Consider the following 22,817-nt stretch of genomic DNA (forward strand, 5'->3'; position numbering starts at 1 on the left):
CCTGACTGTTAGAGAAACGTTGAATGCAGGTGATAAACCAGCCGTTGCGGCGCGGCAAGCAGTGGCGCTTTGAAAAGCGGTCAGGCTAACCGGGCAATCGCACGAATTTCCACCAACGCCCCGGGTCGCCGCAACCCGGCGACCTCGACCGCAGTCCAGGCCGGATAGGGATGGCTCAGAACCTCAAGCCGCACGGCATCAAAAACGTCGAAGTGGTCGTGTAGACCGACGTGATAGCTGGTCATTTCGACCACCGCGCCAAGATCCAAACCTGCCTCATCCAAAACCGCACCGATCTTTGCAAACGCGCGGCGGAACTGGGTGGCCGGGTCTTCTGGCACGCTGCCGTCAGCTAGGCTGCCCGTCATCCCCGTCAGAAACACGTGGTCACCCGAAATGATACCGGGTGACAGATTTAGCTGCGCCCCATTGCCCTGCAACGCTTTGGGGATGATCGGGGTGCCGCCCATACCTGTCAATACAGCCCGCCAGAGCTAACCGTGCCGAAGTTGGCCTTGGGGCCCACAACAGCCGTACCCCCGCTTGACGTTGTAACCTCACGCCCGCCGGATCCGACTTCTTCGAACAACGGCAGGTTCGATCCCATGGCAAAACCACCATCAAAAGAGCGACCAAAGACGGGTTCGTATCCGTCGCGGAAATATTCGGCCACAACGTTCTTGCCACTTGCATCATCCGAAAGGCGCGCGCCGGTATAGCGGTCGATCTTGATGAAATGTCCGCCCTCGGGCACTGCGAACGGTCCGCCGCCGTATTTTTTGACCGCCTTTTGCATGAATTCCTGGAACACCGGACCGCACATTGATGACCCATAAGCCCCTTTGCCCAGCGGACGCGGACGGTCATACCCGATATAGCAGCCCGCCACGATGTTGCTGGTGAACCCGATGAACCAGACATCGCGGGCTTCATTGGTTGTTCCGGTCTTTCCAGCGGTCGGTACCGGCAAGTTGATCGCCCCACTGGCTGTGCCCCGATCCACAACGCCCTTCATCATCGACGTCAGCTGATACGCCGTGATCGGATCCATCACTCGTGACCGGTTTGACACAATGCGCGGTGCCCTGTCGGGCGAAATCGCCGCCGAACTACAATCGACACAATCGCGTTCGTCATGGCGATAGATTGTGTGCCCGGTTCGGTCCTGAATCCGGTCGACCAGTGTCGGTTCAACCCGCTCGCCGCCATTGGCAAACATCGCATAGGCCGACACCATCTGGTAAAGCGTGGTTTCCTGCGACCCAAGCGAGTTCGCAAGATAAGCGCCCAGGTTTTCATAAACCCCGAACCGTTCCGCATACCCCGCCACGACGCTCATCCCGACCTCTTGTGCCAGACGGATCGTCATGAGGTTTCGCGACTGTTCGATCCCGGTGCGCAGCGGGGTCGGGCCATAAAACTTGTTGGACGAGTTCTTGGGCCGCCACAGGCCTTGCGGCGTGTCGATTTCAATCGGAGCATCTACGACGATGGTCGCCGGGCTGTACCCGCTGTCCAAGGCAGCGGCGTATACAAACGGTTTGAAGCTTGAGCCCGGCTGCCGTTGCGCCTGTGTCGCCCGGTTGAACACTGAATCCTGATACGAGAACCCGCCCTGCATGGCGATCACGCGGCCCGTGTTCACGTCCATCGCAACAAACCCGCCCTGCACCTTCGGCACCTGCCGCAAGGTCCAGCGAATAAACGACCCATCGTCGTCCTGGGTCATCCGTCGCACCAGCACCACGTCGCCCACTTCGACCAGATCGCCGGCAACCCGGGCTTTCTTGGCCAACGAACCGTCGCTTCTTTGCTTGCGCGCCCATTGAGCATCCTTGGCCGGGATCCAATGCCCGTCGGTATCCTCGGGTACGCTTTCAATACCGATCCGCGCGTCGTTCTTGCCAACCTCCAGCACCACCGCAGGATACCACTGGCCATTCAGGCGGACGTCCCTTGGCAACTGGATATCGGCCAGCGCTGCGCGCCACCCCTCTTCTGTGGCCAGCAAAACAGGATCAATCTGGGCGCGAACGCCGTGAAAAATGCCACGGCCACGGTCGTATTTTTCAAGCTGGCGTTGCAGGGCCGCTGCCGCTTCGACCTGCATTTGCTGGTCGATTGTCGCGCGAACGGTATAGCCGCCCGTGAAAAACGCATCCTCACCGTTTAGCCCGGTATATTTGTCAGACGAACTCAGCTGGCGGCGAATTTCGTCGGTAAAGTAGTCGCGCGACGGCAGGGCTGTGCGGAAGCTTTCGAAATCGCCGTTCTGGACCGACCGTAAAGGCAACGCGACCTCGTACTCATAGGTAGCCAGATCGATAAAGCCGTTTTCCTGCATTTCCTCCAGAACAAAATTCCGGCGCGACAGCAGCCGTTCTTTCCGGCGCACCGGGTGGAAATCTGACGGCGCCTTGGGCAGCGATGCCAGGAACGCAGCCTCATGCGGAGCAAGTTCACCCAAGGTTTTGTTGAAATAGGTCTGCGCCGCAGCCGTTACCCCGTACGAGTTCTGGCCCAGGAAGATCTCGTTCATGTAAAGCTCAAGGATCTGTTCCTTGTCGAGCGTCTGTTCCAGCCGCACGGCCAGAATGATCTCTTTGATCTTGCGCTCGGCCTTTCGATCGCCAGACAACAGGAAGTTCTTCATCACCTGCTGGGTAATCGTCGAAGCACCACGCACGTCCCGCCCGCGTGATTTGACGGCATCAATGGCTGCCGCTGCGATACCACGCAGATCGTACCCTTGGTGGGTGTAGAAATTCTTGTCTTCCGCTGAGATGAAGGCTTGCTTCACCATATCTGGAATCTCGGAGGCCGGTGTGAACAACCGGCGTTCACGGGCGAATTCGTCAATCAACTGACCTTCGCCGTTATAGATCCGGCTGATCGTCGGCGGTTTGTACTGGGCCAGCGATTCGTGGCTGGGCAGGTCGCGGCCATACATCCAGAAAACACCGCCAACGGTGATGACGAACATGGCAAGGCCAAGTGTGATCAGGGTGAAGATCGCCCCGAAGAATGATAAGATGAACCGGATCACTATGCTGCCTTTTTTCGCGCGCTACCACTATATAGGGGCGGCTCTGGCCACCGTCAAAGCGCACGGTGGCAGAACCCCGCCATTACACCGCGTCAGTCTGCTTTTGGCCGTCATGCCAAATCCTGATGATTCTGCAAAGCGTCCGTTGGGCTATTGCCGGATCAACGGGCGTTTGGCGGCATCCGCTTCGCGCCAATTCTGCAATCCGTTGCGTATGCCTTGGGCAATCGCCGCCCTCCATTCGGGGTTTTGCAGGTTCTTGAAGTCACGCGGAGACGACAAAAATCCGATCTCGATCAACACCGATGGAATGTCCGCGGCCTTGAGCACCGAAAACGCCGCAGACCGCATCGGACGACGGTTCATTGGGCCACCGGTGTTGGTCATGCCACCCACCAATGCCTTGGCCAGTGCTTCGGTCCGGGGCTGGGTTTCCTGCCGAGCAAGGTCCAGCAGAACACCGGTTACCTCGTCATCGGTCCCGCTCAGATCCATCCCCGACAACAGCTCCTCGCGGTCATGACGTTCAGCCAGTTTGGCACTCGCCACGTCCGACGCATCACGCGACAGCACATAGACGGTCGCACCGTGGGCCAATCCTTCTGACAAGGAATCCGCATGGATTGAGATAAACACCCCCGCTCCGGCCTGATAGGCCAGCGACACACGCCGCTCTAACGACACGAAATTATCCGTGTCGCGCGTCAGCACCACTTCAAACCCGTCTGACCGCAGCAACAGTTCGCGCAATTCGCGCGCGAAGGTCAGCATCATGTCTTTTTCAGCAATCTCGCCCTGCTCGGCCCCCGGATCAATGCCACCATGGCCCGGGTCCAGCACCACGACCAGCGGCGCCTCATCACCGCGCGCGACCGGGCGCTTTATCAAAGCCGGTTCGGGCAAATCCCAGCGCGGATCATACGGCGCGCCTGCATTGGCCGCAAACAGTTCGGGCGTTTCTGGTACCAGCGACACGCTCAGATGCGCGCCTCCGGTTACCTCATCGATATCCAGAGCGGCCGTTTCAACCTTCATCGGAGCGACCAGTTCCAGCACCATCCGCGACCAGCCGGGCACATAGGCCCCGAACTGTGCTTGCAAAACGCGCTCTGAACGATCCAGATCGTCCGCCTGCAGGCCGGTCCAGTCCACTTCCTGAAAGTCCAGAACCAGACGCGGCGGACCGTCCAGCATAAACAGGCGATACGGGATACCCTGGCTCAGACCCAGATCAATCTGCACATCTTCCCGGCCAGCATCTGTCACGCTGCTGTCGTCGGCGTCGATCCGCGCAAGACCGCTGAACTCCTGCGCCCAAACAGGCGGCACGGCGACAGCCCAAAGGGCGATGCACAAGGCAAGTATTCTGCTCATATCTCGATATCCGGCCGGGGTTGGGGCTCTTTTGCCGGGCAGGATACCCTGCCCGTCCCCGCTTGGGAACGGGCGATTTGTGACCTAACGGCGCGCCATGAAATCGGCGAGCCGCGCCAACCCCTCTTTGATATCCGACGTGGACCGGGCATAGGAAAACCGCAAAGTGCCGTGACCGCGTGCCGGATCGAAATCCAGCCCCGGTGTCACCGCGACGCCGGCCTTGTCCAATATCTCAGCCGCAAAAGCCCGGCTGTCATCGGTCAGATCCGACACATCCGCATAGACATAGAACGCCCCGTCAGGCGGCGCGATATTGGTGAACCCGGCCTTTGGCAAACCCTCAAGCATCAGCGCGCGGTTGTTGCGGTAGATCTCGATGTTGGCTTCAAGTTCTTTGGTGCATTCCATCGCGGCCAACGCCGCCACCTGGCTGGCATGCGGCGGACAGATAAACAGGTTCTGCGCCAGACGTTCGATCACCCGGACATGATCCTCGGGCACCACCATCCAACCGACACGCCACCCCGTCATCGAGAAGTACTTGGAGAATGAATTGATCACGTAACACTCATCGGTCAGTTCCAGCGCGCTGACTGCTTTCGCTTCATACTCCAACCCATGATAGATCTCGTCGCTGATGAAACTGGCCCCTTGCGCCTGCGCGGCCTTGATCAGCCCCCCCATCGCGGCGCGATCCAACATCGTTCCGCTCGGGTTCGCGGGCGAGGCCACCATCAGCCCGGCCAGATCCAGCCCGGCAAAATCTTCCGGTACCGGTTGCAACCGGTTTTCCGGCGCGGCAGGCAGGTCAACCGGCACCAGATCCAGTGATCGCAAAATCTGTCGATAGCTGGGATAGCCCGGCGCTCCGATCCCGACGCGGTCTCCGGTATCAAACAATGCAGTGAAGGCCAGAATGAATGCTCCCGAAGATCCGGAAGTCACCACCACCCGCTCAGGGTTCAGATCGACGCTGTACCAGTCTGCGTATAACTGCGCGATTCGACGGCGCAACGCAGGCAGCCCCAGTGCCACGGTGTACCCTAATGAGTCTTCGCGCAATGCCCCGGCAAGTGCATCGACCGCCCCCTTCGGTGCGCCGGTACCCGGCTGACCGACCTCCATATGGATGATCCGGCGGCCCGAATCCTCGGCCTTTCGGGCGGCTTCCATGACGTCCATCACAATGAAGGGATCGACCTGAGATCGGGTTGAGTTTCGCATGTGCTTCTCCCAAGGTGCGCGCATGGTGTTTGAACGCGTATCCCGACTGGCGTCAATCCCGGCGCTTGTGCTGGGTATGTTCCTATGGCTGGTCTCGGCCATTCCTTCGGCCGCCGTTACGCTGATCCGCGATGCCGATATCGAATATGGCCTGACCGAACTTGCCTTTCCAATCCTGCGCGCCGCCGGTCTCAGCCCGACGCGGGTGCGGATCATGGTGGTCAATGACAGCGCCTTCAACGCGTTCGTCGTCGATACTCAGACGATCTACCTGAACTACGGGCTGATCCAGAAGGTGACCAACGCAAGGATGCTGCAGGCCGTCATCGCGCATGAGGCCGCGCATATCGCCAATGGCCACCTGTCGCGCCGCATGCAAAACTTCCAAAGCGCACGCACCGTGGCCGGGATCGGTGCTCTGCTCGCACTGGCCGCTGCCGCTGCCGGTGGCGGAGAAGCAGCCGCTGCTGTCGGTGCAGGCATCAGCAACTCGGCCTATCGGTCTTTTCTAGCCCACACCCGGGCCGAAGAATCCTCCGCCGACCGATCTGCTGCCAGTTACCTGCGCAACTCCGGCATAGACCCGACGGGTCTTGTCGAACTGCATCAGGCCTTCGCCGGGCAAGAGCTTTTGAGCGTCTCCAACCAGGATCCCTATGCCCGCTCGCACCCACTCAGCCGCGACCGCATTCGCGCCGCCAAGGCCTATGTCGCGACCAACCGGTTTAACATCCCACTCGACCCAAATGCCGAATACTGGTTTTCGCGCCTGCGCGGAAAGCTCACCGCTTATACACGATCCCCGAAATGGACCTTTGCCCGCGCCGACGAGGAACCCAAACTGGACATTCGCCGCATGCGCGAGGCCGTGGCCTATCACCGGCTCAATCAACTGGGCAACGCATTGCGTTCCATAAATGCCGCATTGGCGGCGCGCCCGGACGACCCCTATTACTATGACCTCAAAGGTCAGATCCTGATGGAAAACCGGCAATGGTCCTCGGCCGTATCTGCCTATCAGACCGCCGCTGACCTGGCCCCCCGCGACAGCCTGATCCTGGCCGGTCTGGGCCGCGCGCAAGTTGCGGCCGGGCAGCGCAAGTCCGGGCTGGCCACGCTGGAAAAAGCCCGCCTGCGCGACTTTCGCAATCTGCGGCTGTTGCAGGATTTGTCCCTTGCCTATGCGCAGGACGGCCAAACTGGTATGGCCGCTCTGTCCACCGCTGAACGTTACGCTCTGCTCGGCAACCTCGAAGATGCCGGACTCCACGCAAGACGCGCCCTCGCCCAATTGCCGCGCGGATCTATTGCTGCGCAACGGGCCGAAGATGTGCTAATCGCTTCCGAGAAAATCGACAAAAGGAAAAAACGATGATCCGCTATGCCGCACCGGCCCTGACCGCGCTTGCCTTGATGGCAGCCCCGGTATCGGCCGCCGACCTGACAAACCTGTCCGATTCCGAACGCGCCGCGTTCCGTGACGAAATCCGCGCTTATCTGATGGACAACCCCGAGGTCATCATGGAGGCCGTCGGCCTGCTTGAGCAACGCGAGGCCGAGGCCGAAGCCCGCGCCGACCTGACCATGGTGTCTCAAAACAGTGCCGAGATCTTTGAGGACGGGTATTCCTGGGTCGGCGGGAACCCGGACGGCGATATCACACTGGTTGAATTTATGGACTATCGCTGTGGCTATTGCCGCAAGGCCGTTCCCGAAATCGAAAAGCTTCTGAAATCGGACGGCAACGTCCGCCTGATCATCAAAGAATTCCCGATCTTGGGCGAAGCGTCTATGTTGTCTTCGCGCTTTGCCATCGCGGTCAAACAGCTTGAGGGTGACGACGCTTACAAACAAGCTCATGACGCGCTGGTCGCGTTCAACGGTGAAATCACCGAGGTTGCCCTGCAACGGCTCGCCGAGGGGCTCGGATTGGATGCCAAAGCCGTGGTTGAACGTATGAACGCCCCCGAAGTGTCGCAGGAAATCATCCAGACCCGCGCGTTGGCCCAAAAGCTCAAGATCTCGGGCACGCCAACTTTCGTTCTCGAAGACGAACTGCTGCGTGGATTTGTGCCCGCCGATCAGATGGAGCTGATCGTGGCCGACAAACGCAGCAACAAAAGCTGATCCCAAAACGCAAGAAGGCCCCGGTCCCCCGGGGCCTTCTCCAACTCTCAATCCAAATCTTAGTTCAACGCAGCATCTGTGATGTCATGCGTCCACGCGCCTTCCGGCGTCTTTGAAATCACCGGATCCGACCCACCGGCCAGCAGCGTATCCACGGTCCGCTGGAAATCAGCCGGGTCAAGTGCCCCGTTCGATCCCGCCGTCAGCTTGGCAATCTCACCCATCATCCGCACCTGATGCGCTTCGGTCTGCGCACCGGTTGCATCATTGTCCAAAACGATGCCAGCAGCTTCATCCGGGTTCGCCTCGGCGTACTTCCAGCCCTTCATCGACGCGCGAACGAACTTGACCATCTTGTCTTTGAAGGCCGGGTCCGACAGGTTTTCTTCCAGCACATAGATACCGTCTTCCAACGTGGCGACACCCATGTCCTCGTACTTAAAGGTCACAAGCTCGTCTTCGCTGACGCCCGAATCCAGCACCTGACCATATTCGTTATAGGTCATGGTCGAAATGCAATCAGCCTGACGCTGCAGCAGAGGATCAACGTTAAAACCCTGCTTCAGAACCGTCACGCCATCTTCGCCGCCATCGGTCGAAATACCTTCCTGGCTCATCCAGCTCAGGAACGGGTACTCATTGCCAAAGAACCAGACCCCGATTGTCTTGCCCTTGAAATCCTGCGGACCCGTGATGCCTGTGTCTTTCCAGCAGGTCAGCATCAGGCCCGAGCTTTTGAATGGCTGGGCGATGTTGACCACCGGCAGACCCTTTTCGCGCGCCGCCAAAGCCGACGGCATCCAGTTCAGCATCGCATCCGCGCCGCCACCGGCCAGAACCTGTGGCGGGGCAATGTCCGGGCCGCCGGGCAGAATGGTCACGTCCAGCCCTTCTTCGTCGTAAAAGCCCTTGTCCAGCGCCACGTAATAACCCGCGAACTGCGCTTGGGTGACCCACTGCAACTGCAGCTTGACCTCTTCCGCCGCCAGCACCGGGCTTGCCGCCATGGCCATGGCCAGTGCCGTACCTGAGAACAGTTTCTTCATTGTCTTCACTCCTTGCTAAATGTCCGGCCCGTCCCCGGGCTCTTGTTGTCGTTATCCGCGTTGCGATGGATGCCAGAAGGTCACGCCCTTTTCGATCAACGCCATCACCCCATAAAACGCCGTTCCGGCCAAAGCCGCCACGACAATCTCGGCCCAGACCATGTCCAGCGCAAGCTGACCAACACTTGTCGAGATCCGAAATCCCATTCCCACCGTGGGAGAGCCGAAAAATTCCGCAACAATCGCCCCGATCAGGGCCAGCGTCGTCGAAATCTTCAACCCATTGAAAATGAAGGGCATCGCGGCTGGCAGACGCAGCTTGAAAAAGCTCTGCCAGTAAGATGCCGCATAGGTCTCCATCAGATCGCGCTGCATGGCTGTTGTCTCACGCAACCCCGCCACCGTGTTGATCAGCATCGGGAAAAACACCATAACCACGACCACCGCAGCCTTAGAATGCCAGTCAAACCCGAACCACATCACCAGAATCGGTGCGGTCCCCACGATCGGCAGCGCGGCGACAAAATTGCCCACCGGCAACAGACCGCGCCGCAGAAAATCGCTCCGGTCCACCGCGATCGCCATCAGAAACGCCGCACTGCACCCGATGAAATACCCACTCAAAGCACCCTTGACGAAAGTTTGCTGAAAGTCCTGCCACAGGATGCTGGTGCTTTGCGCAAACCGCGTCGCAATCAGGCTGGGCGCCGGCAGGATCACCAGCGGCACCTCCAACCCCCAGACCAACAGCTCCCAGACCAGCAATACCGTCACACCAAAAATCACCGGCACCAGCAGCTTCACGCCGCGTGTGTCCGCCGCGGGCCCATTGGCAAGCCGGACATTCATCCACCAGCCCAACACCCAGATCAGGAACGCCGCACCAACCAGCATCATCGCCGCGCCCCCGTCTTCCTTTTGCCCGAAATATCCCGGGGGAGCGCCGCAGGCGCGGGGGCAGCGCCCCTCAATCGAAACAGCCCCATCATGCCATCCCCATCCGCTTCAGCGTCACACGTTCGATCACGCCCAGAATGGCCACCAGACAGGCCGCCAAAATCGCCGCCGCAAACAGCGCCGACCAGATCTGTACCGTCTGACCGTAATAGCTGCCCGCTAGCAGCCGCGCACCCAGTCCCGAAACGGCCCCCGTCGGCAACTCACCAACAATGGCCCCAACCAACGACGCCGCGATCCCGATCTTCAGCGATGTGAACAGATATGGCATCGAAGCCGGCAACCGCAGCTTCCAGAACCCCTGCGCCTTCGATGCGCTATAGGTCCGCAAAAGATCCAGTTGCATCGCGTCCGGGCTGCGCAAGCCCTTCACCATGCCCACAACCACCGGGAAGAAACTCAGATAGGCCGAGATCACGGCCTTCGGGATAATCCCCTGCACCCCAATCGAATACAGAACCACGATAATCATCGGCGCCAGCGCGATGATCGGGATGGTCTGGCTGATGATCGCCCAGGGCATCACCGACATATCCATAACCCGGCTGTGTACGATCCCGATCGCCAGCAAGATCCCCAACCCGGTGCCAAACGCAAACCCCAGCAAGGTCGCGCTCAACGTGATCCAGCCGTGATAGATCAGCGACCGTTTCGAGGTCACTTTCTTCAAGACTGTGGTCTTCCACAACTCGACGGCCACCTGATGCGGCGCCGGCAATCTGGGTCGATCCTGCGACCAGACGTCTGAAATCTCTCCGGTATTCTGCAGCGCCAATGCCACGCCGCCCATCTCGCGCCGGGTCTTGGCGTCCTCGGGTATGACGACAACCCCGGCCCGCTCAGCCGACTGAACAGCTCCGTGGATGTTCATCGGCACGCAAACGGCGTACCAGATGGCCGTGATAATCGCCAAGACAACCAGAACCGGGAACACGATCCCGGTAACGCCGCTCGCCCATCGTGACGGCGTCGTATCGACGGGTTCAGTCATAAGAATGCCCCGCCCGCAGCCCTTCGCGCACGCGGTGCGCAACGTCCAGAAACGCCTGTGTATCGCGAATATCCAATGGCCGGTCCCTAGGCAGCGGGCTTTCGATTACATCTGTGATCCGACCCGGACGCGGGCTCATCACCACAATTTTGGTCGACAGATACACCGCCTCCGGGATCGAATGCGTCACGAAGGCGATGGTCTTTTCTGTCCGCGCCCATAGTTCCAGCAACTGCTCGTTCAGATGATCGCGCACGATTTCATCCAGCGCGCCAAACGGTTCGTCCATTAACAGGATATCGGCATCAAAGGCCAAAGCCCGCGCGATACTGGCCCGCTGTTGCATCCCGCCTGACAATTGCCAGGGATACTTGCCGCCAAAACCGTCCAGATCGACCAGTTTCAGAACTTCTTCAACACGCGTGTCCTGATCGGCGCGGGAATAGCCCATGATCTCAAGCGGCAGCTTGATATTGCGTGCAATCGTGCGCCAGGGGTACAAGCCCGCCGCCTGAAACACATACCCATAAGCCCGCTTGCGACGCGCCTCATCCGGAGTCATCCCGTTGACGGTAATTGTGCCAGCCGTGGGATGTTCCAGTGCTGCCATGACCCGCAGAAACGTGGTCTTGCCGCAGCCCGACGGGCCAATGAAACTGACGAAATCGCCCTTGTTGATGGTCAGGTTCACGTCCTTGAGCGCCTGCACCGGACCATCATTGGTCTCAAATGTCAGGTTCAGATCGCGGGCCTCGATAACAGGTGATGTATTCATACGGATCAGGTTGCTCCACCGTCTATTATTTTATTCTTGCCGGTGCCAAGGGCCACATGCCGATCCTGCAGCGCGTCGGCCCTTTCACCTTACACGCCTGTGGCAGGTATCCCCGTCCGCTCCACCGGACGCGGCGCGGTCAGTTCTTTCCACGATGACAGCGCCTTGTTCACAGTCGCATTCGGCGCCCGTTCCACGAACTTGCCATGGCCTTCCTGCGTGCGGATCTCACCGTCATACACAGCGACCTGTCCGCGCGTCAGGGTAAAGCGCGGCAGGCCCTTCACGGCGTTGCCTTCGAACACGTTATAGTCGATCGCCGATTGTTGACTGCTGGCCGAGATCGTCTTTTCCTTTTCGGGATCCCAGACCACGATATCCGCATCTGCCCCCACAAGAATGGCGCCCTTCTTCGGATAGCAGTTCAGAATTTTCGCTATGTTGGTTGAGGTTACGGCCACAAATTCATTCGGCGTCAACCGCCCCGTCGCGACCCCATGCGTCCACAACATCGGCATCCGGTCCTCAAGCCCCCCTGTGCCATTCGGGATTTTGGTAAAGTCGCCCACACCAAAGCGTTTTTGCTCGGTCGAGAACGCGCAATGATCTGTCGCCACGACGGACAGCGAGCCCGACTGCAACCCGGCCCAAAGCGAATCCTGATGTTTCTTGTTGCGGAACGGTGGCGACATCACACGTCGCGCGGCATGATCCCAGTCGGGGTTGAAATACTCGCTCTCATCCAGCGTCAGGTGCTGGATCAACGGCTCGCCCCAGACCCGCTTGCCCTGCATCCGCGCCCGTCGGATCGCCTCGTGACTTTCCTCACACGAGGTATGCACAACATACAAAGGCACGCCCGCCATATCCGCGATCATGATGGCGCGATTGGTCGCCTCGCCTTCAACCTGTGGCGGACGGGAATACGCGTGCGCTTCCGGACCGGTATTGCCCTCGGCCAGCAACTTGGCCGACAGCTCGGCGACAACATCGCCATTCTCGGCGTGCACCATCGCCGTCGCGCCCAATTCGGCCAGGCGTTGAAACGAGGCGTACATCTCGTCGTCATTGACCATCAGCGCGCCCTTATAGGCCATGAAATGCTTGAACGTGTTGATTCCGCGCTCATTTACGACCGTGGCCATGTCTTCAAACACCTGTTCGCCCCACCAGGTCACCGCCATGTGGAACGAATAATCGCAATTGGCCCGCGTCGATTTGTTGTCCCAGCGCTTCAGCGCTTCCAACAATCCTTCACCGGGGTTTGGCAGTGCAAAATCGACAACCATCGTGGTGCCCCCTGCCAGCCCGGCCCGCGTGCCGGACTCAAAATCGTCGGTCGAATACGTCCCCATGAACGGCATCTCAAGATGCGTATGCGGATCGATCCCGCCCGGCATGACAAAACACCCGGTGGCGTCCAGCACCTCATCGCCGCTCAGATCCGGCCCGATGGCCGCAATAACCCCGTTTTCGACCAGCACGTCAGCCTTATACGTCAGATCCGCGGTCACAACCGTACCGTTCTTGATCACTGTGGACATGTTCAAACTCCCCTTCTCGCAGTCACGACCGACCCCGGCCATGCGCAATCTATCCGACGCAAATCTGCGCCCCTTCCGAATTCCTCAACGGCGCGACCAGTTCCGGCATATCCGGCTCGATATGGGTAAAGTAACACCCCTCGCGCGTCAGGATGGTGTCACGCGGCAACCGAAACGAGGCCATGGCTTGCAGCACTGGGTCCGGCAGAGGATCCTTCGCCCGTTTGTACCCGTCCGGCACAGGTTCAAAATCCGGCCCCGCAAAGGTCGCTTCATCGCAGGCCACCAACACCGACAGCCCCAACACAGCTGCACTCAATCCGATCCGCGGCATTCCACCCCTCCGATACTCACTTCAGACCGACCCGAAACAGTCGATCGCCTTGCCATGCACGCCGATATCCAGCGGCCCGAAATCGCTTTCCACACAGAGCGAGAAATACCCGGCTGTCGGCATATAGATTACCCGGTAACATCCATCCCCCCGCGTCACTGACCAGCAGGTCTGAGTGATCCCGCCCGAGAAATTCACTGTCACTTGGCGCGGTTCGCGCAACTGCGTGCGAAACGCGTCGACCGTCATCCGGCCTGCGCGCGTCTCAACGGGATACGCCCGGATCTCATTATCGATCAACGCTTTGATATCCCCGGCTGTGGTTGGTTGCAGTTTGCTCATCTGTTGGCGGGCAGCGAAACCGCCCCTCTTCCTCTTGCCGAAAGTATCCCGGGGAGCTCGAGGGGCTGGCCCCTCGATCACTCCACGATTTCCGCAGTCTCAAGAACCGCATGCATCAACACATCCGCCCCCGCCGTCGCCCATTCTTTCGAGATGTCTTCGGCCTCGTTATGGCTCAACCCGTCCACGCAGGGGCACATGATCATCGCCGTCGGGGCCACATCATTGATCCAGCAGGCGTCATGCCCCGCCCCCGATATGATATCCATGTGGCTGTACCCAAGACGCTCAGACGCGCCCCGTACTGCCGATACACAGGCCTCATCAAACGCCGGCGGATCGAACTGGCCGACAATCTCGCAGGAAAATTCGGTCCCGATTGCTTCGCACAAACGCGGCGCCTGTGTCACGAACTCGGCAACCATGTCGTTCAGCTTGTCCAGAAGATGGGTGCGCATATCCACGGTGAACACGACCTTGCCCGGAATGATGTTACGCGAATTCGGATAGACATCGATATGTCCGATCGCACCCACCGCGTTGGGCTGATGTTTCATCGCGATTTCGTGCACCAGTTCGGTCACCAGCGCCAGACCCCGCCCCGCATTCTTGCGCATCGCCATCGGAGTCGATCCCGTGTGGCTTTCCTTTCCGGTCACCGTGCATTCAATCCAGCGCAGGCCCTGCCCGTGCGTGACAACGCCGATATCCTTGCCCTCGGCCTCCAGAATCGGGCCCTGCTCGATATGCAATTCGAACATCGCGTGCATTTTACGCGCGCCGACGGGTTCGTCACCTTCCCAGCCGATCCGCTTCAGCTCGTCACCAAATCGCTTGCCCTCGGCATCGACCCGGTCCTTGGCCCAGTCTTCGGTATGTTTGCCCGCGAATACGCCCGACGCCAGCATGGCCGGCGCAAATCGCGTGCCTTCTTCGTTGGTCCAGTTGACCAGCACGATCGGGTGCTTGGTCTTGACCCCCAGATCATTCATCGTGCGAAACGCTTCCAACCCGCCCAAAACGCCCAGAACACCATCATACTTGCCGCCGGTCGGCTGCGTATCCAGATGCGAGCCCATGTAAACCGGCAGCGCGTCCGGATCCTGCCCCGGGCGCATTGCGAACATATTACCCATGCTGTCCAATCCCATCGAACAGCCCGCGTCTCCACACCAAGTCTGAAACAGTGCCCGGCCCTTGGCATCATCGTCGGTCAGCGTTTGGCGGTTGTTGCCGCCCGCAATGCCTGGGCCAATCTGTGCCATCTCCATCAGGCTATCCCACAGCCTATCACCGTTGATTTTCAGATTTTGCGCAGGAGCAGCCATGTTTCACTTCCCTTTCGGCGCGCCAGATACCTGGCGTCATCTTTGATTTGACCATCTGGTCAAACTCACGCTAACACGGGTGAGGCACCAGTCAAGAAGTAGCGGCACGGCACTCGACGAAACCCCGACCTATATCCGGCCGGGGACCAAATTTCAGGCATATGACAACCGATCATAAGGACACCGCCCCATGCCCGACGACCGCGCGCCCACGCGAATCCAGAAACGCAACCGAGCCGCCATTCTGGAGGCTGCACTTGACGTGTTCTCGGCGCAAGGATTTCGTGGGGCAACCGTGGATCAGATTGCAAACGCTGCCGGGCTCAGCAAGCCCAACCTGCTCTACTATTTCCCTTCGAAAGAGGCCATGCACAACGCGCTTCTGTCGCGGCTTCTGGACACCTGGCTTGATCCATTGCGCGACCTCGACGCCGATGGAGACCCGCTTGAAGAACTGCTGGCCTACGTCCACCGCAAGCTGCAGATGAGTCGGGATTTCCCACGCGAAAGCCGTCTGTTCGCCAATGAGATTGTCCAGGGTGCTCCGCGCATTCACACCGCCCTGTCCACCGACCTCAAGCATCTGGTGGACGACAAAGCGGCTCTGATCCAGCACTGGATCGATCTGGGCCAAATTGCGCGTGTGCATCCGTATCATCTGATCTTTTCGATTTGGTCCCTGACTCAACATTATGCCGATTTCGACGTTCAGGTTCGGGCCGTTCTGGGATCGGAAGACCCTTTCGAAGGTGCGCCCGAGTTCATTGACGCCATGTATCGTCGGCTACTCGCCCCTTAAGGTCGCATTAACCCAAACGCATACATCCTGGTCGCATGAGAATGCTTCCTGACCCCACGCAAGCGACGCGATGGCTAGACCAGATGTTTGCAACCCAAGCAGCACAGCGTGGCGCGGTTGTGCGCCGCTCGCTCACCTGGGTCGACCGCGAAGTCGGCCATGACTGCTTTCAGGCCGAAGTGCGGCGACGGGGCTTTCACCTTATCCAAACTGCAGACCAATACATCGTCGTTTGTCACAACGGGCCGATCCGGATCCTGTTCTGAGAAAATTCGACGAATTTTCTCTACCGAGATTTTTCGTCGAAAAATCTCATTCGGCCGCGCGTGACATCGGGTTGTTTGGGTGCGACGTCCAGTTGGCATACTCTTCTACGACCACCCGGCCAGTGCGTGGATCGGTTTGGCCGATCTCCATCGGCTCCATCGAAATACAGCCTTCAACCGGGCAGACTTCGACACACAGGTTGCAGGCGACGCACTCGGCATCATTCACCTCAAACACTCTGCCCTCTTTCATCCAGATCGCCTGATGCGAGGTGTCTTCACATGCTGCGTAGCAACGGCCACATTTGATGCAAGCGTCCTGATCAATCTTCGCCTTGGCGACATAGTTAAGGTTCAGGTACTGCCAGTCGGTGACATTGGGCACCGCCATGCCGACGAAATCATCAATCGACGTATATCCCTTTTCGTCCATCCACTGGCTCAGACCTGAAATCATTTCTTGTACAATACGGAACCCATAGGTCATCGCGGCTGTACAAACCTGCACATTTCCGGCCCCCAGCGCCATAAACTCGGCCGCGTCACGCCATGTGGTGATCCCGCCAATGCCGCTGATAGGCAACCCATGGGTTTCAGCGTCCCGGGCAATTTCGGCCACCATGTTCATCGCGATCGGTTTCACCGCCGGCCCGCAATAACCACCATGCGATCCCTTGCCATCAATAGACGGCTCCGGACTGAAGCTGTCCAGGTTTACGGACGTGATGGAACTAATTGTATTTATGAGAGAAACCGCATCCGCGCCACCGTTCTTTGCGGCCCGTGCGGGATACCGTACATCGGTGATATTTGGCGTCAGCTTCACTATCACAGGGCGGTCGTAGTACTGTTTACACCACCGCGTAACCATCTCAATATATTCAGGAACCTGGCCAACAGCCGCCCCCATTCCGCGTTCACTCATCCCATGCGGGCAGCCGAAATTCAGCTCGATACCATCTGCATTGGTTTCGGCCACCCGCGGGAGGATCGCTTTCCACGATGCCTCATCACATGGCACCATGATCGAGGCAATCAGCGCTCGGTCCGGGTAATCCGCCTTGACCCGCGCCATTTCCTCAAGGTTGGTTTCCAACGGCCTGTCGGTGATCAACTCAATGTTGTTCAACCCTAAAAGCCGGCGATCAGCCCCATAGATCGCACCGTAGCGCGGGCCATTTACATTAACAACAGGCGGGCCTTCTGCGCCCAGTGTCTTCCAGACCACACCGCCCCATCCGGCTTCAAAAGCACGGCGGACGTTGTATTCCTTGTCGGTTGGTGGCGCAGAGGCCAGCCAGAACGGATTCGGGGATTTAATCCCCAAGAAATCAGACGTTAAATCAGCCATTTGCAAGGCCTCCCTGATGTATCGACGGACGTGCCGCCGGTATCGTTTTGGTATCCTCAGCTTGTCAGCTGTGCATGTATATCCATTGCGGCATCACGCCCTTCGGCCACGGCAGTTACGGTCAGATCATCCCCGCCGCTGGCACAATCCCCTCCGGCCCAAACCATGTCTTTGCTGGTGCGCCCGACTTCATTCACCGTGATTTTTCCGCCGTCCAGAGACAACCCGTCAGGTGCGCCCCGTAAGGTTTGGCCAATAGCTTTGAACACCTGATCGGCCGGTAGCTCTATGGTTTCTCCGGTACCCGTCACCTTTCCATCGATGACCGACGTGTATTCCAGTTCGACCGCACTGACTGCACCATCGCCTTTCAGCGCCACAGGCATAACGTTGAACATCAGCTTCACACCTTTCGCGGCAGCAAGATCCTGTTCGAACCCGCTGGCTGGCATGGCGTCACGACCCCGACGATAGGCGATGGTAACGTTCTCGGCCCCCAGAAGCTTGGACTGCACAGCGGCATCAACTGCGGTCATACCACCGCCAATGACCACGACATTGCGCCCGACAGGCAGTGTGGAAAGATCGCTTGATGATCGCAGTTCTTCAATGAAATCAACCGCGTCTCGCATTCCCTTCATGTCTTCCCCCTGCAGACGCAACGCATTGACACCGGCCAGACCGATTGAAAGGAATACCGCATCAAAGCCCGATGTCAGGTGATCCAGCGAAAGGTCCGGTCCCAGCGCCTTGCCGGTTTCAATGGTGATTCCGCCGATCTGCAACAACCACTCGATCTCGCGATCTGCGAAATTGTCGGTGGACTTGTACGCCGCAATCCCGAAATTATTCAGGCCGCCGGCCTTGGGCTTGGCTTCATGGATCACCACTTCATGTCCCAGCATCGCCAAACGATGCGCACAGGCAAGACCGGCAGGTCCTGCCCCCACAACCGCCACACGTTTGCCGGTTAGCGCGGCACGCTCGAACGGGTGCACACCGGCTGCCATCAGCGTGTCGGTGGCAAAGCGTTGCAAGCGCCCGATCTCAACCGGTTTGCCTTCGGATGTTTCGCGTACGCACACCTCTTCGCACAGGGTTTCGGTCGGACACACCCGTGCGCACATCCCGCCCAGAATGTTCTGTTCCAGAATTGTGCGCGCTGCGGCCTCAGGATTGCCGGTCTGGATTTCACGAATGAACATCGGGATATCGATGTCAGTCGGGCAGGCTGTGGTGCAGGGTGCATCATAGCAGAAATAGCAACGATCCGCAGCAACGGCGGCCTCGTGTGGGGCATAGGCCGGGTGAAGATCGCTGAAATTCGACGCCAGTTCTTCGGCATTCAGCCGCTGCGCCACGATCCCGGATGCCATCAGGCTGTTCGCCATCGGTGTCTCCCTGGTTGTCAGTTGTGCTGCATCCAGAGTGCCACAATCTAATTTTTTATCAATTGGTAAATTTTTGAAAGCCGCCGATTTATCCCGTTCGACTTGCCGGTTGCGCAAAAAAGGGGCACCCAGCCGAAACGCGCAGAACGCTTTGAACCCGGCTATTCGTCTAAGAATCAGCGGGTTATCAGGGCATCAGAACGGATGTGCGATCAAACAGGGCCATGTCGGTCCCAAGATCATCATAGGTCACATGCACTTCAATCGTTTCGACAGACCCAAGCGGGAATCGGACATAAGGCAAGCCATCTGTTTCGGTGATCGCGTTTGGCGAGGCCGTATTGACGTGGCAAGGCGGCAGCGGCCAAACCTGCGGCAGCCCCCCGTTCACGCCAACTTTCAGTTCTGCCAACCCACAGCGCCACGCGAACAAATGCGTCACATACAAAAGGTCCTGCCCGTCATATTCGCGCACGGCGACCCAGCTTGACTTGGTCGCCGACAGGATCGGGCGGACTTCGGTCGCCGTGGTAAATTTGCCCATCGGGGTTTGCGGTTCTGCGGCAAGGTGCGACGACACCGGAACCATAGCATCGGTGGCAATGAAACGGTCCCCGACGACCCCGGAGGACAACAGCGACACGAGCAAAATCTTTTCGAACATAAAAAAACTCCTTAACATCAGCATCTAATACGACTGTGGTGCAATTGCGGGGTTTTGGGAAACGACAGACGCACGTATAGTGCGCGCAACACAAGAGGCAGCAGTCAGAGACCAGTATGGCAAAGAAACCGGTCCAGAGCCAACCGTTCAATATCATGATCGTCGGACAGACCGGCCGTCTGATGTACGAAGCCGTGCTGTTTGCGGCGTCGCTGCGTCATACAAGCCCGGATTTCAAAGGGCGACTGTTCGTCGCCGTGCCCCAACCCGGGCGCAAGTGGACCTCTAATCCGTCGATCCGGAATCAAGACGTTCTGGCAGCGCTGGAGTGGTTGGGTGTCGAGATATTGCCGTTCGACAACAAAGTGTTCGGAGAAAAGTACCCCTATGGGAACAAAATCGAGGCGCTGCACGCATTGCCCGAAGGCGAACCCTTTGTGTTCTTTGACACCGATACTCTGATCACCGGCGACATCACGTCTGTTCCGTTCAACTTCGACCGCCCTTCGGCATCATTGCGGCGTGAAGGGACATGGCCACAGCCCACACTGTATGGGCCTGGTTTTACTGGTATCTGGAAATCGCTCTACAAACGGTTCGGGCTGGATTTTGAAAGCAGTCTGGATCGGAGCCAACCTGATGAATACTGGCGACGGTATTTGTACTTTAACGCTGGCTATTTCTACTATGCGTGCCCGCGCAAATTCGGGCACCGGTTTCAGGTTTATGCCACGTCGATCCTGAAGGATCCGCCGATTGAACTGGTCGGCCAAAGCCTGGACCCCTGGCTGGACCAGATCGTGCTGCCTCTGGTGATACACTCTTTCGGCGGTGGACGTGATGCGCTGCCCCCGGGGTATCTGGACGGGTCGATCAGCTGTCATTATCGGCTGTTCCCGCTGCTTTATGCGCGCGAGAGCGATCATGTGGTCGACATTCTTGAAGAGGTGACCACCCCGAACAAGATCAAGAAAGTTCTGAAGAATTATGACCCGATCAAACGGCTGGTCATTCAGGGCAAGGGCCACCGCGTGCGCGAAATGTTTGATCGCAACGACCTGCCCCGCAAGGAGCAGGCGCTCCGCAACAGGATCAAATCCGAAGGCTACTGGATGCGATAAGGGCCACCAGATTGCAGGCAGCCCATTATCGAGTGTAGATCATCGGGTTTAGGTCAGGCCGCGTCGGCAGCCGGTTTGTCCAGCAATGTGTACGACGTCAGCACCTCACCCTGAATCTGGGCACGCTGGATCTTTTTGTTGTCATCCCGTTTGCTGCGGGCACCGGCTGCGCGTTTGATCAGACGTCCGATCTGCTGGTTCAGCGATGCACTGATCCGGGCGGTCCGGCGTTCATTGTCTGGGTCCTGCGTCACCGCACGGGTATAGTTCTCAGCCGTTTCGGGTTCGTCCATCGCGCGCTTCATCACGTTCAGAATGAAATGTTCGTTAAAGTCTCCGGCGGTGTCCATCTCCTGCGCCAAAGCAACAATGCGGTTGATAAAAGCGCGGCGCGCCTGGATCCGGATAGACAATGGATTGTCCGCAGCGGCGGTCGCGACGACATGATCATCCACCAGCTTTTGCAGATAATGGGTCATATCCATCCCCGCCTCGCGGGCTTGTTCGGTCAGGAACATACGCACTTCGGGCTGAAGGCTGAAATTCACTGTCTGTGCACTTTCTGCGCGCTTCTTGCGACGCGCGCGTATCGCCGACGTGTCGGCCGAGAGAGCAGCTTCGGTATCGCTCTCTACCAGATCGGGGCTAGCTTCCATGATGGGGTCTCCTACTCACTAACGTACAAGTTGAGTATGATCGGAAATCGATACGCCGTCAACATACTCAATAAGTATGTGAGCAGTGAACATCCGAGGTCTGTTGTGTTGCCCCCCCCGATACCTTAGTCCTTTTGTCGAAAAGTTGACCCAGGGAGAGGAACATCATGTCAGACGGCCCCACATACGGATTCGACACGCTGCAGATCCACGCAGGCGCCCGGCCAGACCCGGCGACCGGAGCGCGCCAGACGCCGATCTATCAGACCACGGCCTATGTCTTTCGCGATGCGGATCACGCCGCCGCCTTGTTCAACCTGCAGGAAGTGGGGTTCATTTATTCGCGTCTGACCAACCCGACTGTGGCTGTTCTGCAAGAACGTATCGCGACGTTGGAAGGCGGCGTTGGCGCGGTTTGCTGTTCGTCCGGACACGCGGCTCAGATCATGGCGCTGTTCCCGCTGATGACACCCGGGTGCAACGTGGTCGCCTCGACCCGCCTCTACGGCGGCACGGTCACGCAGTTCAGCCAGACCATCAAACGGTTCGGTTGGTCAGCCACATTCGTTGACACCGACGATCTGGATGCTGTCGCCGCAGCAATTGACGAAAACACCCGCGCCGTGTTCTGCGAATCCATCGCCAACCCTGGTGGCTATGTCACAGATATCCGCGCGCTGGCGGATGTGGCCGACGCTGCGGGCATTCCGCTGATCGTCGACAACACCTCGGCCACGCCATACCTGTGCCGCCCGTTCGAACACGGTGCAAGTTTGGTGGTGCATTCGACCACAAAGTACCTGACAGGCAACGGCACAGTGACCGGCGGCGCAGTTGTGGATTCGGGCAAGTTCGACTGGTCCGCCAGCGACAAGTTTCCATCGCTCAGCGCACCCGAACCCGCCTATCACGGCCTTAAATTCCACGAGACCTTTGGCCCGCTGGCCTTCACGTTCCACGGCATCGCCATCGGCCTGCGTGACCTCGGCATGACGATGAACCCGCAGGCGGCACATTATACATTGATGGGCATCGAGACCCTGTCGCTGCGGATGCAACGCCATGTCGAGAACGCGGTCAAAGTCGCGTCCTGGCTGGAGGCTGATCCACGCGTCGATTTTGTGACCTATGCTGGGCTGCCGTCTTCGCCCTATGCCGAACGCGCGCAACGTTGCTATCCAAAGGGTGCGGGGGGTCTGTTCACCTTCGCTGTCAAAGGCGGATATGATGCTTGTGTGAAGCTGGTGAATGGGCTGGAAATATTCAGCCACGTGGCCAATCTTGGCGATGCGAGGTCATTGATCATCCATTCGGCATCAACCACGCACCGTCAGTTGACCGCCGAACAGCAGGAAGCTGCCGGGGCTGGCCCCAACATGGTTCGGGTATCGATTGGGATCGAAGACGCCGACGATCTGATCGCCGATCTGGACCAGGCCCTGACACAAGCCTGCGCCTGATCGCTTTTTGGAGGGCCC

General features: G+C 58.8%; 22 protein-coding genes. 6 read left to right on the plus strand and 16 right to left on the minus strand.

Annotated elements, in window-relative coordinates:
• Positions 1 to 80: 80 nt before the first annotated feature.
• The 4 genes from FOY56_RS01305 to FOY56_RS01320 form a co-directional block, all read right to left on the minus strand.
• Complete coding sequence (locus tag FOY56_RS01305; RefSeq protein ID WP_146344562.1) at positions 81 to 470, minus strand: RidA family protein; 390 nt, start codon at positions 468 to 470, stop codon at positions 81 to 83.
• Between the two features lie 5 nt (positions 471 to 475).
• A complete protein-coding gene (locus FOY56_RS01310) occupies positions 476 to 3,046 on the minus strand; it encodes a penicillin-binding protein 1A (protein WP_146343985.1) in 2,571 nt (856 codons plus the stop codon).
• 150 nt (positions 3,047 to 3,196) lie between these two features.
• A complete protein-coding gene (locus tag FOY56_RS01315; protein ID WP_146343986.1) occupies positions 3,197 to 4,420 on the minus strand; it encodes an N-acetylmuramoyl-L-alanine amidase in 1,224 nt (407 codons plus the stop codon).
• Between the two features lie 84 nt (positions 4,421 to 4,504).
• Positions 4,505 to 5,647, minus strand: a complete 1,143-nt coding sequence (locus FOY56_RS01320; RefSeq protein WP_146343987.1) for a pyridoxal phosphate-dependent aminotransferase — start codon at positions 5,645 to 5,647, stop codon at positions 4,505 to 4,507.
• Here FOY56_RS01320 and FOY56_RS01325 point away from each other — a divergent pair.
• A complete protein-coding gene (locus FOY56_RS01325) occupies positions 5,646 to 7,022 on the plus strand; it encodes a M48 family metalloprotease (protein WP_146343988.1) in 1,377 nt (458 codons plus the stop codon). The two genes, FOY56_RS01320 and FOY56_RS01325, sit on opposite strands and share 2 nt — an antisense overlap.
• Positions 7,019 to 7,774, plus strand: a complete 756-nt coding sequence (locus FOY56_RS01330) for a DsbA family protein (RefSeq protein WP_146343989.1) — start codon at positions 7,019 to 7,021, stop codon at positions 7,772 to 7,774. The genes FOY56_RS01325 and FOY56_RS01330 overlap by 4 nt, the downstream gene beginning before the upstream one ends.
• Positions 7,775 to 7,833: 59 nt before the next feature.
• On the opposite strand, the gene FOY56_RS01335 is transcribed toward FOY56_RS01330, so the two are convergent.
• From FOY56_RS01335 to FOY56_RS01370, 8 genes are all read right to left on the minus strand, one after another.
• Positions 7,834 to 8,820, minus strand: coding sequence for an ABC transporter substrate-binding protein (locus FOY56_RS01335; RefSeq protein ID WP_146343990.1), 987 nt, complete (start codon positions 8,818 to 8,820; stop codon positions 7,834 to 7,836).
• A 51-nt stretch (positions 8,821 to 8,871) separates the two neighbouring features.
• The gene (locus FOY56_RS01340; protein ID WP_146343991.1) at positions 8,872 to 9,717 is read right to left on the minus strand and encodes an ABC transporter permease; all 846 of its coding nucleotides are present in this window, start codon (positions 9,715 to 9,717) and stop codon (positions 8,872 to 8,874) included.
• Between the two features lie 88 nt (positions 9,718 to 9,805).
• Positions 9,806 to 10,768, minus strand: a complete 963-nt coding sequence (locus FOY56_RS01345) for an ABC transporter permease (RefSeq protein ID WP_146343992.1) — start codon at positions 10,766 to 10,768, stop codon at positions 9,806 to 9,808.
• Positions 10,761 to 11,543: an ABC transporter ATP-binding protein gene (locus FOY56_RS01350; RefSeq protein WP_146343993.1), complete on the minus strand. Its 783-nt coding sequence runs from the start codon at positions 11,541 to 11,543 to the stop codon at positions 10,761 to 10,763. Before FOY56_RS01350 ends, FOY56_RS01345 begins: the two co-directional genes overlap by 8 nt.
• 89 nt (positions 11,544 to 11,632) lie before the next feature.
• On the minus strand, positions 11,633 to 13,087 hold the full coding sequence (hydA, locus tag FOY56_RS01355) for a dihydropyrimidinase (protein ID WP_146343994.1): 1,455 nt from the start codon (positions 13,085 to 13,087) through the stop codon (positions 11,633 to 11,635).
• A 49-nt stretch (positions 13,088 to 13,136) separates the two neighbouring features.
• Positions 13,137 to 13,421 (minus strand): hypothetical protein, encoded by a 285-nt coding sequence (locus FOY56_RS01360; protein ID WP_146343995.1) that lies wholly within the window; start codon positions 13,419 to 13,421, stop codon positions 13,137 to 13,139.
• A gap of 21 nt (positions 13,422 to 13,442) precedes the next feature.
• Entirely contained in the window at positions 13,443 to 13,763 is a 321-nt protein-coding gene (locus tag FOY56_RS01365; protein ID WP_146343996.1) for a hypothetical protein, read from the minus strand.
• A gap of 77 nt (positions 13,764 to 13,840) precedes the next feature.
• A complete protein-coding gene (locus tag FOY56_RS01370) occupies positions 13,841 to 15,091 on the minus strand; it encodes a Zn-dependent hydrolase (RefSeq protein WP_146343997.1) in 1,251 nt (416 codons plus the stop codon).
• A 190-nt stretch (positions 15,092 to 15,281) separates the two neighbouring features.
• On the opposite strand from FOY56_RS01370, the gene FOY56_RS01375 reads away from it, so the two are divergent.
• Positions 15,282 to 15,890: a TetR family transcriptional regulator C-terminal domain-containing protein gene (locus FOY56_RS01375; protein ID WP_146343998.1), complete on the plus strand. Its 609-nt coding sequence runs from the start codon at positions 15,282 to 15,284 to the stop codon at positions 15,888 to 15,890.
• A gap of 83 nt (positions 15,891 to 15,973) precedes the next feature.
• Positions 15,974 to 16,156, plus strand: coding sequence for an N-(5'-phosphoribosyl)anthranilate isomerase (locus FOY56_RS01380; protein ID WP_246139385.1), 183 nt, complete (start codon positions 15,974 to 15,976; stop codon positions 16,154 to 16,156).
• Between the two features lie 46 nt (positions 16,157 to 16,202).
• Here FOY56_RS01380 and preA read toward each other — a convergent pair whose 3' ends face one another.
• The 3 genes from preA to FOY56_RS01395 form a co-directional block, all read right to left on the minus strand.
• Positions 16,203 to 17,507 carry an NAD-dependent dihydropyrimidine dehydrogenase subunit PreA gene (gene preA / locus FOY56_RS01385; protein ID WP_146344000.1) on the minus strand — a complete coding sequence of 435 codons (1,305 nt, stop codon included), beginning with the start codon at positions 17,505 to 17,507 and terminating at the stop codon, positions 16,203 to 16,205.
• A gap of 56 nt (positions 17,508 to 17,563) precedes the next feature.
• Entirely contained in the window at positions 17,564 to 18,898 is a 1,335-nt protein-coding gene (locus tag FOY56_RS01390; protein WP_146344001.1) for an NAD(P)-dependent oxidoreductase, read from the minus strand.
• Positions 18,899 to 19,085: 187 nt separating this feature from the next.
• The gene (locus FOY56_RS01395) at positions 19,086 to 19,562 is read right to left on the minus strand and encodes a hypothetical protein (protein ID WP_246139386.1); all 477 of its coding nucleotides are present in this window, start codon (positions 19,560 to 19,562) and stop codon (positions 19,086 to 19,088) included.
• 116 nt (positions 19,563 to 19,678) lie between these two features.
• On the opposite strand from FOY56_RS01395, the gene FOY56_RS01400 reads away from it, so the two are divergent.
• The gene (locus FOY56_RS01400) at positions 19,679 to 20,683 is read left to right on the plus strand and encodes a GT-B fold glycosyltransferase domain-containing protein (protein WP_146344002.1); all 1,005 of its coding nucleotides are present in this window, start codon (positions 19,679 to 19,681) and stop codon (positions 20,681 to 20,683) included.
• 53 nt (positions 20,684 to 20,736) lie between these two features.
• On the opposite strand, the gene FOY56_RS01405 is transcribed toward FOY56_RS01400, so the two are convergent.
• Positions 20,737 to 21,339 (minus strand): hypothetical protein, encoded by a 603-nt coding sequence (locus FOY56_RS01405; protein WP_146344003.1) that lies wholly within the window; start codon positions 21,337 to 21,339, stop codon positions 20,737 to 20,739.
• 167 nt (positions 21,340 to 21,506) lie between these two features.
• On the opposite strand from FOY56_RS01405, the gene FOY56_RS01410 reads away from it, so the two are divergent.
• A complete protein-coding gene (locus FOY56_RS01410) occupies positions 21,507 to 22,799 on the plus strand; it encodes an O-acetylhomoserine aminocarboxypropyltransferase/cysteine synthase family protein (RefSeq protein ID WP_146344004.1) in 1,293 nt (430 codons plus the stop codon).
• Positions 22,800 to 22,817 lie beyond the last annotated feature (18 nt).

Source organism: Falsiphaeobacter marinintestinus (genome assembly GCF_007923355.1).
In the GTDB taxonomy this organism is placed as follows: Bacteria; Pseudomonadota; Alphaproteobacteria; order Rhodobacterales; family Rhodobacteraceae; genus Phaeobacter_A; species Phaeobacter_A marinintestinus.

Coding starts and splice junctions, on each gene's coding strand:
- FOY56_RS01305 (WP_146344562.1), bottom strand. CDS start 470: ATGGGCGGCACCCCGATCATCCCCAAAGCGTTGCAGGGCAATGGGGCG.
- FOY56_RS01315 (WP_146343986.1), bottom strand. CDS start 4,420: ATGAGCAGAATACTTGCCTTGTGCATCGCCCTTTGGGCTGTCGCCGTG.
- FOY56_RS01325 (WP_146343988.1), top strand. CDS start 5,646: ATGTGCTTCTCCCAAGGTGCGCGCATGGTGTTTGAACGCGTATCCCGA.
- FOY56_RS01320 (WP_146343987.1), bottom strand. CDS start 5,647: ATGCGAAACTCAACCCGATCTCAGGTCGATCCCTTCATTGTGATGGAC.
- FOY56_RS01330 (WP_146343989.1), top strand. CDS start 7,019: ATGATCCGCTATGCCGCACCGGCCCTGACCGCGCTTGCCTTGATGGCA.
- FOY56_RS01335 (WP_146343990.1), bottom strand. CDS start 8,820: ATGAAGAAACTGTTCTCAGGTACGGCACTGGCCATGGCCATGGCGGCA.
- FOY56_RS01340 (WP_146343991.1), bottom strand. CDS start 9,717: ATGATGCTGGTTGGTGCGGCGTTCCTGATCTGGGTGTTGGGCTGGTGG.
- FOY56_RS01345 (WP_146343992.1), bottom strand. CDS start 10,768: ATGACTGAACCCGTCGATACGACGCCGTCACGATGGGCGAGCGGCGTT.
- FOY56_RS01350 (WP_146343993.1), bottom strand. CDS start 11,543: ATGAATACATCACCTGTTATCGAGGCCCGCGATCTGAACCTGACATTT.
- hydA (WP_146343994.1), bottom strand. CDS start 13,087: ATGTCCACAGTGATCAAGAACGGTACGGTTGTGACCGCGGATCTGACG.
- FOY56_RS01360 (WP_146343995.1), bottom strand. CDS start 13,421: ATGCCGCGGATCGGATTGAGTGCAGCTGTGTTGGGGCTGTCGGTGTTG.
- FOY56_RS01365 (WP_146343996.1), bottom strand. CDS start 13,763: ATGAGCAAACTGCAACCAACCACAGCCGGGGATATCAAAGCGTTGATC.
- FOY56_RS01370 (WP_146343997.1), bottom strand. CDS start 15,091: ATGGCTGCTCCTGCGCAAAATCTGAAAATCAACGGTGATAGGCTGTGG.
- FOY56_RS01375 (WP_146343998.1), top strand. CDS start 15,282: ATGCCCGACGACCGCGCGCCCACGCGAATCCAGAAACGCAACCGAGCC.
- FOY56_RS01380 (WP_246139385.1), top strand. CDS start 15,974: ATGTTTGCAACCCAAGCAGCACAGCGTGGCGCGGTTGTGCGCCGCTCG.
- preA (WP_146344000.1), bottom strand. CDS start 17,507: ATGGCTGATTTAACGTCTGATTTCTTGGGGATTAAATCCCCGAATCCG.
- FOY56_RS01390 (WP_146344001.1), bottom strand. CDS start 18,898: ATGGCGAACAGCCTGATGGCATCCGGGATCGTGGCGCAGCGGCTGAAT.
- FOY56_RS01395 (WP_246139386.1), bottom strand. CDS start 19,562: ATGTTCGAAAAGATTTTGCTCGTGTCGCTGTTGTCCTCCGGGGTCGTC.
- FOY56_RS01400 (WP_146344002.1), top strand. CDS start 19,679: ATGGCAAAGAAACCGGTCCAGAGCCAACCGTTCAATATCATGATCGTC.
- FOY56_RS01405 (WP_146344003.1), bottom strand. CDS start 21,339: ATGGAAGCTAGCCCCGATCTGGTAGAGAGCGATACCGAAGCTGCTCTC.
- FOY56_RS01410 (WP_146344004.1), top strand. CDS start 21,507: ATGTCAGACGGCCCCACATACGGATTCGACACGCTGCAGATCCACGCA.